Raw genomic sequence first — 14597 nt, forward strand, 5'->3', positions numbered from 1 at the left:
CTTTATGCTGTAAATGCTTAAAGGGGATTAGGAAAGAGAGTGATGAAACAAACCTTGATCGCAGAACAGGTATTTGATGGTGAAAAATTTCATCGTGAACTACCAATCACCTTTGAAGATGGCCGAATAGTTGCCTTTGACTGTGTCGCAGGTGTGACGCCACAGCAAGTGAGCGGCACACTAGTACCAGGGTTTATCGATGTGCAAGTCAATGGTGGAGGCGGTGCATTGTTAAATGCTGACCGCAGCGTTAAGTGTATTGAAACGATAGGTAAGGCGCACGCACAGTTTGGCACCACAGGGTTTCTTCCCACGCTGATTACCGACAATATTGATGTGATGCAAACTGCCGCTGATGCAGTTGCTAAAGCGATTGATGTGGGGGCTTCTGGAGTACTTGGAGTTCATTTCGAAGGTCCACATCTTTCAGTCCCCCAAAAAGGTGTTCATCCTCAATCGCATATTCGCCGCATTTCAGATGCGGAATTAGCGATTTTTTGTCGCAAAGATTTAGGCACTAAAGTGGTTACTCTTGCACCAGAAAACGTATCTGTAGAGGTTATTAAAGCCTTAGTGGCAGAGGATGTAAGGGTTTGCTTGGGTCATTCAAATGCCGATTATGAAACGGTTGTGGCAGCGTTAGAGGCGGGGGCGACAGGCTTTACTCATCTGTTTAATGCCATGTCGCCAATGGGCTCGCGGGATCCTGGTATGGTTGGTGCGGCGATTGAAAGTCGGGATGCATGGTGTGGTCTGATTGTGGATGGCCATCATGTTCATGCTGCATCGGCGAAAGTCGCGATTTACGCAAAACCACGAGGTAAGGTGATGTTGGTCACTGATGCCATGCCACCCGTTGGCATGGCACAAGATGCGAGCTTTGAGCTATTTGGCACCCAGGTCGTTCGCCAAGGAGACCGGCTCAATGCGGTAACGGGAGAGTTAGCTGGTTGTGTACTCGACATGGTTGGCGCTGTAAACAATAGCGTTAATATGCTTGGTTTATCTTTGGATGAAGCGTTACGAATGGCGGCATTGTACCCTGCGCAGTTTCTTGGCCATGAGGCTACACGTGGGGCGTTTACGTTAGGTTGCCAGGCGGATATGGTGCTGCTTGACCAACACAGCCGTGTGGCGCGTACCTATATAGGCGGTGCGCTGGTCTATGAAGCCTAACGTCGATTAAAGAAAAAGCCCTAAAAGCCTCGCTTTTGGGGCTTTGGTTTAATAAAAACAATAAAAATAGGAATCGTTTAAATGGATGCAAACCAACCAAAAATCAGCAAGCCTAGGTTGATGTCACTCGATGCGCTGCGTGGTTTTGATATGTTTTGGATCTTAGGAGGCGAAGCACTGTTTGTTGGCTTATTGGCTTGGACTGGTTGGCACGGGTGGCAAATTGCTGATGCACAGATGAAACACAGCGTATGGCATGGTTTCACGTTCTATGATCTTATTTTTCCGTTATTTATTTTCTTGTCTGGTGTCGCTTTGGGTTTATCACCCAAGCGGTTAGATAAACTTCCTATGTCAGCACGCTTGCCTCTCTATCGTCATTCATTTAAGCGATTGGGCTTGCTGTTAATTTTTGGTGTACTTTATAACCATGGTTGGGGTGTTGGCGCACCAGCTGCCGCTGACGAACTACGTTATGCCAGCGTATTAGGACGTATTGCTTTCGCTTGGTTTTTTGCTGCCATGTTAGTTTGGCACACAGCTTTACGTACGCAGATTATTATCGCTATTTTGATATTAGTGGGTTATGCGTTTTTGCAGTTATTCATGCCTGTACCCGGTGGCGTAGCGGGTGACTTGTCGATGGCAGGCTCAATCAACGCTTATGTGGACAGTCACCTCTTACCCGGCATTAGCTACCAAGGTCAACCTACCGATCCTGAAGGTGTTTTATCGACCTTACCAGCTGTCGTGAATGCCCTCGCGGGGGTATTTACAGGGCATTTTATTGTTAAGCAACACCCTAAAGGGGATTGGGTTAAAGTCGGTATATTGATGCTAGCTGGTGCAGCTGTATTGGCGATCGGTTGGCTGTGCGACGGTTTCTTACCTGTCAATAAGGACCTTTGGACCAGCTCATTTGTGTTGGTGACGACGGGTTGGAGCCTATTATTACTTGGTGTTTTTTATGCCTTGATTGATGTGCTTAAACTACAACGTTTGGCATTTGTTTTTGTGGTAATTGGCTGCAATGCGATCATTATCTATTTGGCATCGAGTCTAGTAAATTGGAGCTATGTCGCTCGCAGTATATTTGGTGGTTTTATCCAAGCGTTGCCTGAGTCTATGCACCTTTTGGCGGGTACTCTTGCACTGTTAACCGTGCAGTGGTTGTTACTCTATTGGATGTATAAACGTAACATATTCATTAAGGTTTAAGTTTAGTTTGCAATGTTTGAGCAACTAATTGACCAGCTAAATCTGCAAGTTAGCTGAATTTTATGTAAAACCCAAAATGACAGCGTTGTCTTTTTGGGTTTTATGTTTTAACATCAGTGAAACAACGGAGCTAAATTCATTACTAAATGGAAACCTGCTCAGTTGAGTTTTGTACCACTATAAGATAAAGCCGATGTCAGCCAACCTGATATCAATATATTAATTACTATAAGAAAACAGGCTTATGGAAATGACATTAAATAGTGAATCTAAGCGCAGTAGCGTGATCCCCATGGCAATCGTTGCAGGGCTCTTTTTCATCTTAGGGTTTGCAACTTGGCTAAATGGCTCCTTGATGCCATACCTTAAACAGATCCTTCAGCTCACTCCGTTTCAAGCCTCTCTCATCCTTTTCTCCTTTTATATTGCTGTGACCTTTACCGCACTGCCTTCGGCATGGGTAATACGTAAAGTGGGTTACAAGACAGGTATGGCGCTGGGAATGGGCATTATGATGGTTGCCGGATTACTCTTTATTCCAGCGGCTAAAACCCAGGTCTTTGGGTTGTTTCTGTTCGCTCAACTTGTGATGGGGGCTGGGCAAACGTTGCTACAAACGGCCGTTAACCCTTATGTGGTGCGTATTGGCCCTGAAGAGTCAGCGGCTGCACGTGTCAGTGTGATGGGCATTTTAAATAAAGGGGCTGGGGTTATCGCTCCTCTTGTATTTACCGCATTGATTTTGGATAGTTTTAAAGACCGTGTTGGTATGGAACTCTCTCAACTTCAAATCGATGAGATGGCTAATAGCTTAGTTTATCCTTATATGGGCATGGCGCTATTTATCGGTTTCTTAGCGATTTTAGTGAAGAAGTCACCATTACCTGAACTTGAAAAGGAAGATGATCAAGTTGAAGGGGGTAAAGGCCATACCCGTGAAGCTTTGTCGCATCCAAACCTCGCATTGGGGGTGGTGGCATTATTTTTCTACGTTGCTGTCGAAGTCATAGCCGGTGATACCATTGGCACCTTTGCATTGTCATTAGGGGTTGAGAATTACGGTGTTATGACGTCTTACACCATGATATGTATGGTGCTGGGTTATACCTTAGGTATTTTAACTATCCCGCGTTTTATTTCTCAACCAACGGCGCTAATGATTTCGGCGATATTGGGCCTGTTGCTGACCTTAGGGATTCTATTTGGCGATAATAACTCTTATGCGATTGCGAATGTATTATTGGTGCCGTTTGGTGGTGCTATGTTACCAGACACTTTGTTGATGATTGCATTCCTTGGCCTTGCAAACGCTATCGTATGGCCCGCAGTGTGGCCGCTAGCGTTATCGGGTATGGGGAAATTGACCAGTACAGGTTCAGCGCTATTGGTAATGGGTATTGCTGGCGGTGCGTTTGGACCTCTGTTCTGGGGTTTAACCAGTTCAGCAACTTCTTTAGGCCAGCAAGGGGGCTACATGGTGATGCTCCCATGTTACCTATTTATCCTATTTTATGCCGTCAAGGGTCATAAAATGAGAAGCTGGAAGTAATACAAACCCGCCATTAAAAAAGGAGCCTATTGGCTCCTTTTTTTGTCTGCAATAGGTGAGTATTTTTTATTACAGGGTGCATGACCACATTGAGCTGTAGCGCTTAATTTTTTTTTCAAAGTTGGCTGGCAGGTGAGATTTTCTTTTTGTATAGAGCGTTGTAACCCATAAAGCTGTGCTGCAAATGAAAAACGGTTTTACTTTGGTAGACGCATTCAGCGATTTATGCCCCGCCAATGAGACTATGCAACAGGGTTAATCGTTAGGCATAGGTTAGCGATGCTGCGCACAATAAAATAGAGGAATACTCAGTTAGCCTCTAATAGTTAGTTTTTAATCGTTAGTCTGTAATAAACGTTTAGGCGGGAGCGGTGTTCGCTGTGATGTTAATGCCACTGCGGCTGACCGAGCCATAACATACTGTAATTGTTGCATCGGCTGTTGTTGAATTGCAGATATAAAAAAGCCCCGACAATGTCGAGGCTATTTTATATGGTGCCGGCACCAAGAGTCGAACTCGGGACCTACTGATTACAAGTCAGTTGCTCTACCAACTGAGCTATGCCGGCTTAACTTTTTATATCTAAATAGTGGTGCCCGAACCCGGAATCGAACCAGGGACACGAGGATTTTCAATCCTCTGCTCTACCGACTGAGCTATTCGGGCAGCTAAACTAAGCGTTTAACAATCTACTTCAAACTAGGTCTTATGTGACCCGTCTCGTCTGGAGTGCGCGTATAATATAGCGATGATATTTATCCTGCAAGTGCTTTTTTAGATAAATTGGTTTGCATGGTTAGTTAATGTGCAAAAAGTTTAAAATTTGTCTGGGGTGAGTAATAACCCAACAATGATTAGCCGTTTGCCACTTATTTTAAGTCGTATTTCCTCTCTTTTTAAACCTAGTTACCGCTGTTAACTGGTATGTAAGCAGTGCCAAAGCTTTCATATTCTAAAAAATAGAACCTTATGGGCTAAATTTAACGATATACGTCAACTTAAATCGAAACTATCGTGTAGTGAACAGATTGAAGAGGTAAAAGCGTGATTAGAAATAGCGAAAACCAATATGGACTCACCAGCATTGCAATGCACTGGGTATCTGCTTTGGTTGTGTTTGGCTTATTTGGACTAGGTTTCTGGATGGTTGAACTGACCTATTATAGCAGTTGGTACAAGACAGCGCCCGATATCCATAAGAGCCTTGGTGTGTTGCTGTTTGTTGCCACGCTAATTCGCTTGATATGGGGGAAGTTAAATCCTAAACCAAAAGCGTTAGCGCACCATAAAGTTTGGGAGCAGCGAATCGGGGCGTTAGTCCATCAAGCACTTTACTTACTACTGATCAGTATCATGGTCAGTGGCTACCTCATATCAACTGCAGATGATCGCGGCATTGAAGTCTTTGGTTGGTTTGAAGTGCCGAGTTTAGGGCTGTTGTTTGATGATCAGGCTGACATCGCAGGATTGGTGCATCAGTATTTTGCATACAGTTTGATGGGGTTGGTGCTGTTACATGCACTTGGTGCAATGAAGCATCATTTCATCGATAAAGATTTAACATTAATTCGAATGACTAGGATAAAGGAGATAAAATGAAAAAGCGTTTGCTAGGGAGTTTAATTGCTGGAGTGATGTTGGTCGCTGGCAGTGTCAATGCCGCAGATTATGTCATCGATACTAAAGGTGCACACGCATCAATTCAATTTAAAGTAAGCCATTTAGGCTACAGCTTCGTTGTCGGTCGTTTTAATCAGTTTGAAGGTGGATTTAGCTTCGACAAAAACGATATTAAGGCAAGTAAGATTAATGTCACTATTGATACGGCAAGCTTAGACTCTAATCATGCTGAACGTGATAAGCATCTGCGCAGTGCTGACTTCTTGAATGTCACCAAATTCCCTCAAGCTGACTTTGTTTCTAAGTCAGTGGTTGATAAAGGGGATGGTAAGTTTGTGCTAAATGGCGATTTAACATTAAACGGTGTGACTAAGCCTGTGGCAATTGATGCTGACTATATTGGTGAAGGTAAAGACCCTTGGGGTGGATATCGCGTTGGCTTTGTCGGGCACACTCAATTTGCGCTAAAAGATTTTGATATTCAGATGGACCTGGGACCTGCATCTAGTCATGTCACGCTTGATCTTGTGGTTGAAGGCATTAAGCAATAGGTATACCTCTCTACCTTAATTAATAAAAAAGCGCCATTGGCGCTTTTTTATTAATGACTCACCAGCTAACTCAGATCACTGGTCATCTTTTTGAGGAACATATCCTTCAATTTCGACATCTTTCCCTTCAAACAGAAAGTTTATCATCTGCTCTTCGAGGAACTTACGGTCGTCAACATTCATCATGTTGAGTTTTTTCTCATTAATAAGCATGGTTTGCTTTGACTGCCAAAGAGACCAAGCTTCTTGGCTGATATTGTCAAAAATGCGCTTACCTAGTTCACCTGGATAAAGCTGAAAACCTAAACCAGCGGCTTCTTTTTTTAGGTATTGGCAGTTAACGGTACGAGCCATGATTACTCCTTATTTAATACAGAACCTAAGCTAGATAAAATGCGCTCCGTTGCCGCAGCCAAACCAACTTTAGGTGGATTGGCTATGTTATACCAGAGTGATGCGCTATCTTCCATGATCTCTCGGGCTTTAGTTATCTCAATTGAACCAATTATTGCCGTCACATCGAGATGGAAATGGCTAAAGGTATGGCGAAAACAGCTGATAGCATCATCGGCCTGAACAGCTATGCCGTGGGTTTCCGCATATTCGTGTAGCTCTGTTAGGCTGTTAAATTGTGGGAAACACCAGAGTCCGCCCCATATCCCAGTGGGCGGTCGCTGAGTCATTAATGTCTGTCCACTATCATCTAAGACCGCTAGCATAAAGGCTTGCTTCTCAGGGATGGTTTTCTTAGGTTTTTTGCCGGGGAACTCTGCTTGACGCCCCATCAACTGGGCCTTGCAATCTATCGCAACTGGGCATAATTCGCATTTAGGTTTGCTACGGGTGCAGATGGTTGCGCCAATATCCATCATTGCCTGATTATATTGTTCTACACCCTGTTTTGGCGTCAACGATTCAGTCAGCTGCCAAAGCTGTTGCTCAACGTCTCGCTTACCCGGCCACCCTTCAATGGCACCGTGGCGAGCAAGCACTCGTTTAACATTGCCATCTAGTATTGGGTGGTGTTGGCCAAGAGAAAGCGACAGCACAGCACCCGCGGTAGACCGACCTATACCAGGTAAGGCTAACACCTGTTCGAAGTGAATTGGAAAATCACCTTCGTGTTCGCTGCAGATCAGTTGAGCGCTTTTGTGTAGATTTCTGGCGCGTGCGTAGTAACCAAGACCTGTCCAGTGGTGAAGCACTTCATCTTGTGGGGCATTAGCCAATGAAGCAATGGTTGGGAATCGCTTCATAAAGGCTTCGAAGTAGGGGATCACGGTGCTGACTTGCGTTTGTTGTAGCATGATCTCAGATACCCAAACCTTATAAGGGGTCTTCTTTTGTTGCCAAGGGAGGTGTTTTCGCCCTGATTGGGCATACCAGTCGGTGATCCGCTGGCTAAATAGTGCTGTTTTCATCGCGCCAGTGTAGCCATCAGCCTAGGAATTCTCAACCTAAATAGGCTTATCGTTATCGCTTTGCTCGCACCTGTGAGGATTATTGGTATACTTTGGCAACAATAGGGCTTGCACTGCTCCATTAACTTTGGATAATGCCCTTCTTTTTATAAATCCAATCATATAAGTATCTGGGCCATATTTGGTCTTTTGCTCGGGAGGCGTCATCTTGATATGACCTCAAACCGCGGCTATTTAGATGCTATATGGCCCGCTATGGTAGATATTGAGGCAAAGATAATGAGCGACGTTACAACCGCTGAATTTAATGAAGAGGGTAAATACCTTCGTAAAGTGAGAAGTTTTGTCTTACGAGAAGGGCGTTTAACTAAAGGGCAAGCGGTTGCAATGGAGCAGCAGTGGCCAGTAATGGGGCTTGATTATTCGCCTGAGCCACTCGACTTAACCCAAGTCTTTGGTCGAGAAGCCGATACGGTACTTGAGATCGGTTTTGGCATGGGCGCTTCATTAGTCGCGATGGCTAAGGCAGCACCGGAATTAAACTTCATCGGTATTGAAGTGCATAAGCCTGGAGTAGGGGCTTGTTTGGCCGAAGCCGCTGAAGCGGGGGTTACTAACCTACGGGTTTTTCATCATGATGCAATTGAGGTGTTAGAAAATAGTATTTTACCTAACTCTCTTGCAAGGGTGCAGCTGTTTTTCCCCGATCCATGGCATAAAAAGCGTCATCATAAGCGTCGTATCGTGCAGCCCGAGTTTGCTCAAATGATCCGTAATAGCCTAAAGATCGGTGGTGTATTCCATTTGGCAACAGATTGGGAAAACTACAGTGAGCATATGTTAGAGGTGATGAGTGCGGCGCCAGGTTATATGAACCAGTCGCAGGCGGGTGATTTTGTGCCTCGTCCAGATCACCGTCCGCTAACTAAGTTTGAAGCACGTGGTCATAGGTTAGGGCATGGTGTTTGGGACTTGATGTTTGAAAGAACTGAATAAAATTAATTATTTAATAAATGGGGTATAAACATGGCAACACGTAGCCGTCGTCTTCGCAAGAAATTACGTATTGATGAATTCCAAGAATTTGGGTTTGACGTCAATTGGACTTTTAATGAATCGGTTTCTGAAGAGCAGATCGATGCAATCGTTGATCAATTTATCTTAGATGTAATCGACGCCAGAAAACTAGGTTTTCATGGTGGTGGCCATAAAGAGTGGGAAGGCATTATCGCCACCCAAACTATTGGCAAATGTACCGAAGAAGATCGTGAAGCCGTTAGTGCCTTTTGGAAACAGCAACCAACCTCTAACGTAACCGTTAGCGAGCTGTACGATATTTGGTGGAACTAATGCCTGAAAAGGCACTGCTTGAGCAGGTGGTGGAGCAAGTTCGCCCCTGCTTGGTCAGGGGAAGGTTGCCAATTACATTCCTGCACTTGCTGAAGTTAATCCTAATAAATTCGGTATAGCGGTTACTTCCGTTGATGGCACGACCGTTGGCGCGGGTGACTATCTCGAACCTTTCTCAATTCAGAGTATCTCAAAAGTTTTTAGCCTTACGCTGGCGCTGACTTTATATGAAGAACATGAGATCTGGTCTAGGGTTGGCAAAGAGCCTTCTGGTCAGTCGTTTAACTCTTTGGTGCAAATAGAGTTGGAACGAGGCGTTCCCAGAAATCCGTTTATTAACGCTGGCGCACTTATTATTGCGGATTTGCTTCAAGGAAGGTTAGGGGCTCCAAAACAACGCATGCTCGAAGTGGTTCGCGCACTGAGCGATAACCGCCATGTTGTCTACGATAAAAAAGTTGCAGCATCAGAGTATCAACACAGTGCCCGAAATGCGGCCATTGCATACTTAATGAAGTCTTTTGGCAACTTTAATAATGATGTTGATAAAGTACTCAAAAACTATTTTCATTACTGTGCTCTGCGAATGAGTTGTGCTGATCTCTCTAAAGCGATGCTTTATTTAGCTAATGGCGGTAAGAGCCTATCTGGTGACTTAATCGTATCGCCAATACAAACTCGCAAGCTTAATGCGTTATTGGCGACATCGGGTCTGTATGACGGCGCGGGCGAGTTTGCGTACCGAGTGGGCATGCCCGGTAAGAGTGGTGTCGGTGGCGGTATTATTGCTGTGATTCCGGGCGATATGAGCGTATGTGTTTGGTCCCCAGAGCTGGACAAAAATGGTAATTCATTGGCAGGTACTGCTGCGCTAGAAATCTTATCTCAGTCCTTAGGGCGTTCTATTTTCTAACCTCATTCAGTGGTGATTTAGGCTAACATCTAGCAGAAGTGACCACTCTCTATTCTTTACTTTAGAGCGATATTGGTGTTAGTTATTGTTTTTGCTTCTAATTTTAACATTGGCATGATAAGTGTACTCCTATTGTTTATATCGCATGCTGTAGTCTTATGGAGTAATGCGGATAACAGATAAGTCATAAAGGATGATTAAAATGAAAAAGACAGCCGCTTCGTTAGGATTAACCGCATTAGTATTAGCAACGACCAGTTCAGCATGGGCCCATGGTGGCGATGATGATAATCACCTCTCTTTTGGCAGTGACGGGCATCAGTGTGAAGTTTCGTTAAATTATGATGTGGCTGTAGAGCCTAAGAAACTCACCATTAGTGAATCAAAAAAAGAAGTTTACCGTATTGAACTCGGTGAGTTGTATATCGACGGTAAACAGGTGAGTTTAAATAATCAGCAGCAAGTGATTGTTAATCAATATGCTAATGAGGTTTCAGCTCAACTTCCTGAAGTTATCGATTTGGTCCATGATGCAGTCGATATTGCGTCCACAGCCGTAAGTATGGCGCTTACCCCGCTTCTCGGTGACACCAGTGGAGCCAAAATTGATGAAATGATGGCGAGTCTAAGTGACCGTATCGACAATGTTGCGTATCAACATGGCGATAAGTTCTATTTAGGTGCGACAGAGTCTTCTTTGGAAGATACATTCGGCCAAGAGTTTGAGCAGGAGATGGAGCAATTAGTACAAAGCTCTATTGGCAACATGATGATGACGCTAGGCAGTCAGATGATGAGCGGTGATGGTGATTCATTTGAGCAGAAAATGGAGTCATTCGCGGCTAAAATGGACAATGTGGGGAAAGACATTGAGGTTCAGTTGGAACAACAATCTGCAGATCTTGAAGCGAGAGCGGACAAGCTGTGTGATAACTTTCAACAGCTGGTGGCATTAGAAACGAAACTCCGTGCCCAAGTTCCAGAGTTAGATAAGTACCCATTAATTAAAGCACCGAAGCAACAACTGCTTGAATAGTTTATACGTGTAACACTCTCCCTGTTAGGTTTAACCAACCAGCAATTTCCCTACACTTTCCTTGGGTGTAGGGCTTTTTTCGTTACAGATCTCCGCAGTTCAGCGATTACTTTTCCTCTTTTATTAAGAGCGTGTATAGTAGCTAAAAAATAGGTATTAGAATCAAAGTGCAAATCTTTGGTATACTTGTAAAAAATAATAACAATGCTGACGAAATTTCGATTTAGAAATGGGCACCAGTCTGACTCTACTCTTAGAAAAATCATTAATTGTCAAAGAAGTGCTTTTAGTACATTAACTCTTTGATTTATAATTAGTATATATAGGGTCGCAAACACCTTAAGGCTATTCAAATGTTAGAACTTTTAGAACCTATTGCAATTTTTACTCATGTTGCTCGTGCGGGGAGCTTCAGTTCCGCTGCGCGAAAGTTGGGGATATCTAAATCTAAGGTTAGTACTCAGGTGGCTGATTTAGAGCATAAGTTAGGTGTTCAACTTATCCAGCGTACCACGCGTAGTTTGAGTTTAACTGAGGCTGGGCAGCTGTTATATGCTCAGGGAGAGGAGCTTCTTCGCGATGCAGAACAAGCGGTCGCTAGCGTCCATAATCTCAATGATGCGACCCGAGGTGTGCTGAAAGTCGGCATATCACAGTCTTTTGGTACCATGCACATCATTCCGGCGTTGCCTGAGTTTATGGCAAAGCACCCTGAACTTGAGTTGCAGGTCAGCCTGTTAGATCACAAAGTCGATGTCGTTAGTGAAGGCTTAGATCTGTTATTAACCATGTCTGAGCAACTTCCACTGGGGATGGTGGCTCGACCGCTGATGAAGTGCCAGTTTTTGTTAGCGGCTTCACCTGAATATGTCGCTAAGCATGGCTATCCAGATCGTCCAGAGCAATTGGTTGACCATAACTGTTTGGTGTACCAAGGTGAGTGGCATGAGCACAGTGTGTGGCAGTTTAAAAAGGGCGATGACTATTGTGAAATAGGGGTTGCCGGTAACTTTAGGGTTGATAACGCACCAGCATTAAAGTCTGCAGCAGTAAGTGGCCTTGGTGTTGTCTATCTTGCCAGCTATTTGTTAGAAGATGAGATAGACAAAGGCACCTTAGTGCCGTTGCTACCAGAGTGGCAGTTAACTCATCATCTGCCTTTACAAGCAGTCTATCCTCGTAGAAAGCATTTGGCGCCTAAGGTCAGTGCATTTATCGACTTTATTAAAGACCATATTGGTTCACCACCCTATTGGGATGCCCCTTATGCATCGCTTTACGCTCAAAGAAAGTAGATGGTGAGCAACAATAAACTGTTCCTAACTTAAATTGTTGGTCAATTAACAATCAATGAGTTATCTAAAAGTTAAAAACATTGTTTTGTTTTAGAGACGATAAGCCCGAAAATTTAACATTCTCGGGCTTTTTCTTTTTATTACAGCTACTTGTATAATTTTTGTTATTTCTTAAATCAATGGCTTATTTAGCTTGGGCTAATAATTAAAAACAATTCACGTTGCAGTTCGTTCTTAATTTAATACAATGGTTGCAGTTGATTTGGGATAACCTGAAACAGATAAGTTAGTTAAGAATGACCCCTCTTAATTTAGCTTATTCGGGTTGGCGTTACTGCAATCTTGATTCAATGCTGGCAACGGTTTAAGAACTAAAACAATGCTAGCCTTAAAACCATCATCCTAGTTTTGGTTTACCCCAGCAAATTCTGCTGGGGTGATTTTTCTTCGCACTACTCTCATTTCAGTGTTCTCTAAAAGTCATTAATTTGATTGATTTTCCAGCGTGTAGCGACATTTTTTACTCAAAGTGTGAGTAGCCCAATTTGCACTAGGCTGATTGGAAATACAACAAAACCACCTTGCGGTGACTTTGTTGTATGTAGGCTAAATTAAGAGGCGTTATTAGGTTGTGCCCACTGCATTATCTCTTGTTCAAGAACATCCAATGGTAAAGGCCCGTTTTTGAGCAGTAAGGTGTGGAACTGGCGTATATCAAACTTGTTGCCCATAGCTTGTTTAGCTTGCTCTCTAATGGACAAAATCTTCAACATACCGACTTTATAGGCCGTCGCTTGAGATGGCATCACAATATGGCGTTCGACCATTTTTACCGCATCAGATTTAGCATTTGGCGTATTCTCAACGTAATAGTTGATGCCTTGCTCTCGGGTCCACTGCTTGGCGTGGATGCCTGTATCGACCACAAGTCTGCATGAACGCCATAGTTCCATCGCTAAACGGCCAAAATCTGAGTAGGGGTCTTGATAAAGTCCCATCTCTTTAGGAAAGAATTCACTGTATAAGCCCCAGCCTTCGATATAGGCGGTATAGCCACCAAATTTTCTGAACTTAGGGACATTTTCGAGCTCTTGAGTGATAGCAATTTGCATATGGTGACCCGGGGTTCCTTCATGGTAGGCCAGTGCTTCCATTTGATACTTAGGCATAGCTTCCATGTCGTAGAGGTTCGCATAATAGGTACCAGGACGACTGCCGTCGGGTGATGGTTGGTTATAGAAAGCTTTGCCTGCAGATTTTTCTCGAAATGCTTCGACACGCTTAACGATCATGGGAGCTTTGGGCTTAACGTAGAACACTTCATCAAGCCGAGATGAGATGTTATCGATGAGAGCTGTGGCGTCATTCAGGTAGGCGTCACGGCCCTCATCTGAAGCTGGGTAGTAAAACTGCTTATCTTCGCGCATATATTTAAAGAAGGCTTGCAGATCGCCCTCAAAATTGACCTGCTTCATAATTGCTCGCATCTCTTGATGGATACGGGCAACCTCTGCTAAGCCAAGTTTATGTATCTGTTCTGCTGTCATTGACGTCGTAGTGGTTCTAGCTAAGGCATTATCGTAAAAGGCTTTGCCCTCTTTAAAGCGCCATACACCATCGAGCGTTCCTGCGCGTTGTTCAAGATTGCCAATGTAACTAATCAGTCTATTATAAGCTGGCAGCACTTTGTTACTTAGTGCTTGTTTGGCTTGGCTTAATAGTTGCTGTTTTTTATCAGCACTGGCATCGAGTTTATCTACTTTACGTTGAAAGTCAGCCCATAATGCGCTGTCTTTTTGGCTATCAAAGGGAGCTCCGCTGATGATGTTGCGGCTGTCAGATAGTACATGAGTAAAGACGAATTTAGGCGCAATAATGCCAGCGGCAGCCCGCTCTTCCAATGCTTGTTGAAGTTGTTCTAAATATTTGGGTACCCCATTTAACCTACTGATATAGGCGATCGCATCATCGATTGAGCCAATCTGGTGCTGATTAATTAGGAATGAAGCCACCATTGAATGGCCACCATACATCTGGTTGACCGGGTAGTTATAAAGCCGCCACTTAAAATCTTCTAGGCTCTGCTCGATTTTTTGAGTGAGCAGGTCATAACTCAGTTTGGTTTGAACATCTAACTTATCGCGGTTTATCTCTGCCAGAAGTTGTAAATGCTTTTGCTCTCTTTGCTGCGAAGCTTTATCAGCGGCGGCCCCACGCTCATCCCATTTGCCATAATCAGTCTTAATGCCTAAGTGAGTTTGGCGAATAGGGCTTGCCATCACGTTTTCCATGAATATGGCTTCAAATAGTTGGTTTGCTTTCTCTGATTCTTTAGCGCTAACTTGCATCGTTGGCTCAGTCGGACTCATCACAGATGTAGAGAGTGGGGTTGCGAAAATGGAGCTGCTGATGAGTGTTGAGAAGGTAAGCGCAAGTATTGTTGTTTTTGTTTTTATTGGCATATGAG

At 43.9% G+C, this 14597-nt stretch carries 12 protein-coding genes, 2 tRNA genes and 1 pseudogene; 10 read left to right on the forward strand and 5 right to left on the reverse strand.

What is annotated here, in order from left to right; genetic code table 11:
• Nucleotides 1-42 precede the first annotated feature (42 nt).
• The 3 genes from nagA (at nucleotide 43) to nagP (ending at nucleotide 3943) form a co-directional block, all read left to right on the forward strand.
• A complete protein-coding gene (nagA, locus tag L876_RS0105060) occupies nucleotides 43-1176 on the forward strand; it encodes an N-acetylglucosamine-6-phosphate deacetylase (RefSeq protein ID WP_028762806.1) in 1134 nt (377 codons plus the stop codon).
• A gap of 81 nt (nucleotides 1177-1257) precedes the next feature.
• A complete protein-coding gene (nagX, locus tag L876_RS0105065; protein ID WP_028762807.1) occupies nucleotides 1258-2394 on the forward strand; it encodes a transmembrane glucosamine N-acetyltransferase NagX in 1137 nt (378 codons plus the stop codon).
• A 244-nt stretch (nucleotides 2395-2638) separates the two neighbouring features.
• Entirely contained in the window at nucleotides 2639-3943 is a 1305-nt protein-coding gene (gene nagP / locus L876_RS0105070) for an N-acetylglucosamine MFS transporter NagP (protein ID WP_373316135.1), read from the forward strand.
• A 493-nt stretch (nucleotides 3944-4436) separates the two neighbouring features.
• Here the strand turns inward: nagP and L876_RS0105075 are convergent.
• A tRNA-Thr gene (locus L876_RS0105075) sits at nucleotides 4437-4512 on the reverse strand.
• A 22-nt stretch (nucleotides 4513-4534) separates the two neighbouring features.
• Nucleotides 4535-4610 (reverse strand) — tRNA-Phe (locus L876_RS0105080).
• A gap of 378 nt (nucleotides 4611-4988) precedes the next feature.
• On the opposite strand from L876_RS0105080, the gene L876_RS0105085 reads away from it, so the two are divergent.
• Together L876_RS0105085 and L876_RS0105090 are read left to right on the forward strand one after the other, a co-directional pair.
• Nucleotides 4989-5543, forward strand: a complete 555-nt coding sequence (locus L876_RS0105085; protein ID WP_028762809.1) for a cytochrome b — start codon at nucleotides 4989-4991, stop codon at nucleotides 5541-5543.
• Nucleotides 5540-6115: a YceI family protein gene (locus L876_RS0105090; RefSeq protein ID WP_028762810.1), complete on the forward strand. Its 576-nt coding sequence runs from the start codon at nucleotides 5540-5542 to the stop codon at nucleotides 6113-6115. Before L876_RS0105085 ends, L876_RS0105090 begins: the two co-directional genes overlap by 4 nt.
• Before the next feature lie 75 nt (nucleotides 6116-6190).
• Here the strand turns inward: L876_RS0105090 and L876_RS0105095 are convergent, their stop codons facing one another.
• Together L876_RS0105095 and mutY are read right to left on the reverse strand one after the other, a co-directional pair.
• Nucleotides 6191-6469: an oxidative damage protection protein gene (locus L876_RS0105095; RefSeq protein ID WP_028762811.1), complete on the reverse strand. Its 279-nt coding sequence runs from the start codon at nucleotides 6467-6469 to the stop codon at nucleotides 6191-6193.
• 2 nt (nucleotides 6470-6471) lie between these two features.
• Nucleotides 6472-7536, reverse strand: a complete 1065-nt coding sequence (gene mutY / locus L876_RS0105100; RefSeq protein ID WP_028762812.1) for an A/G-specific adenine glycosylase — start codon at nucleotides 7534-7536, stop codon at nucleotides 6472-6474.
• Between the two features lie 279 nt (nucleotides 7537-7815).
• Here mutY and trmB point away from each other — a divergent pair, with 279 nt between their 5' ends.
• The 5 genes and pseudogenes from trmB (at nucleotide 7816) to L876_RS0105125 (ending at nucleotide 12130) form a co-directional block, all read left to right on the forward strand.
• Nucleotides 7816-8532 carry a tRNA (guanosine(46)-N7)-methyltransferase TrmB gene (gene trmB / locus L876_RS0105105; RefSeq protein WP_028762813.1) on the forward strand — a complete coding sequence of 239 codons (717 nt, stop codon included), beginning with the start codon at nucleotides 7816-7818 and terminating at the stop codon, nucleotides 8530-8532.
• Between the two features lie 30 nt (nucleotides 8533-8562).
• Nucleotides 8563-8886 (forward strand): YggL family protein, encoded by a 324-nt coding sequence (locus L876_RS0105110; protein WP_028762814.1) that lies wholly within the window; start codon nucleotides 8563-8565, stop codon nucleotides 8884-8886.
• Nucleotides 8886-9799, forward strand: a pseudogene (glsB, locus tag L876_RS21120) (glutaminase B). The gene L876_RS0105110 and the pseudogene glsB overlap by 1 nt, the downstream one beginning before the upstream one ends.
• A gap of 202 nt (nucleotides 9800-10001) precedes the next feature.
• Nucleotides 10002-10835 (forward strand): YggN family protein, encoded by an 834-nt coding sequence (locus L876_RS0105120; RefSeq protein WP_028762815.1) that lies wholly within the window; start codon nucleotides 10002-10004, stop codon nucleotides 10833-10835.
• A gap of 353 nt (nucleotides 10836-11188) precedes the next feature.
• Entirely contained in the window at nucleotides 11189-12130 is a 942-nt protein-coding gene (locus L876_RS0105125) for a LysR family transcriptional regulator (protein ID WP_028762816.1), read from the forward strand.
• Nucleotides 12131-12741: 611 nt separating this feature from the next.
• On the opposite strand, the gene L876_RS0105130 is transcribed toward L876_RS0105125, so the two are convergent.
• Nucleotides 12742-14592: a DUF885 domain-containing protein gene (locus L876_RS0105130; RefSeq protein WP_028762817.1), complete on the reverse strand. Its 1851-nt coding sequence runs from the start codon at nucleotides 14590-14592 to the stop codon at nucleotides 12742-12744.
• Nucleotides 14593-14597 lie beyond the last annotated feature (5 nt).

Source organism: Shewanella colwelliana ATCC 39565 (assembly GCF_000518705.1).
GTDB classification, from domain to species: Bacteria; Pseudomonadota; Gammaproteobacteria; order Enterobacterales; family Shewanellaceae; genus Shewanella; species Shewanella colwelliana.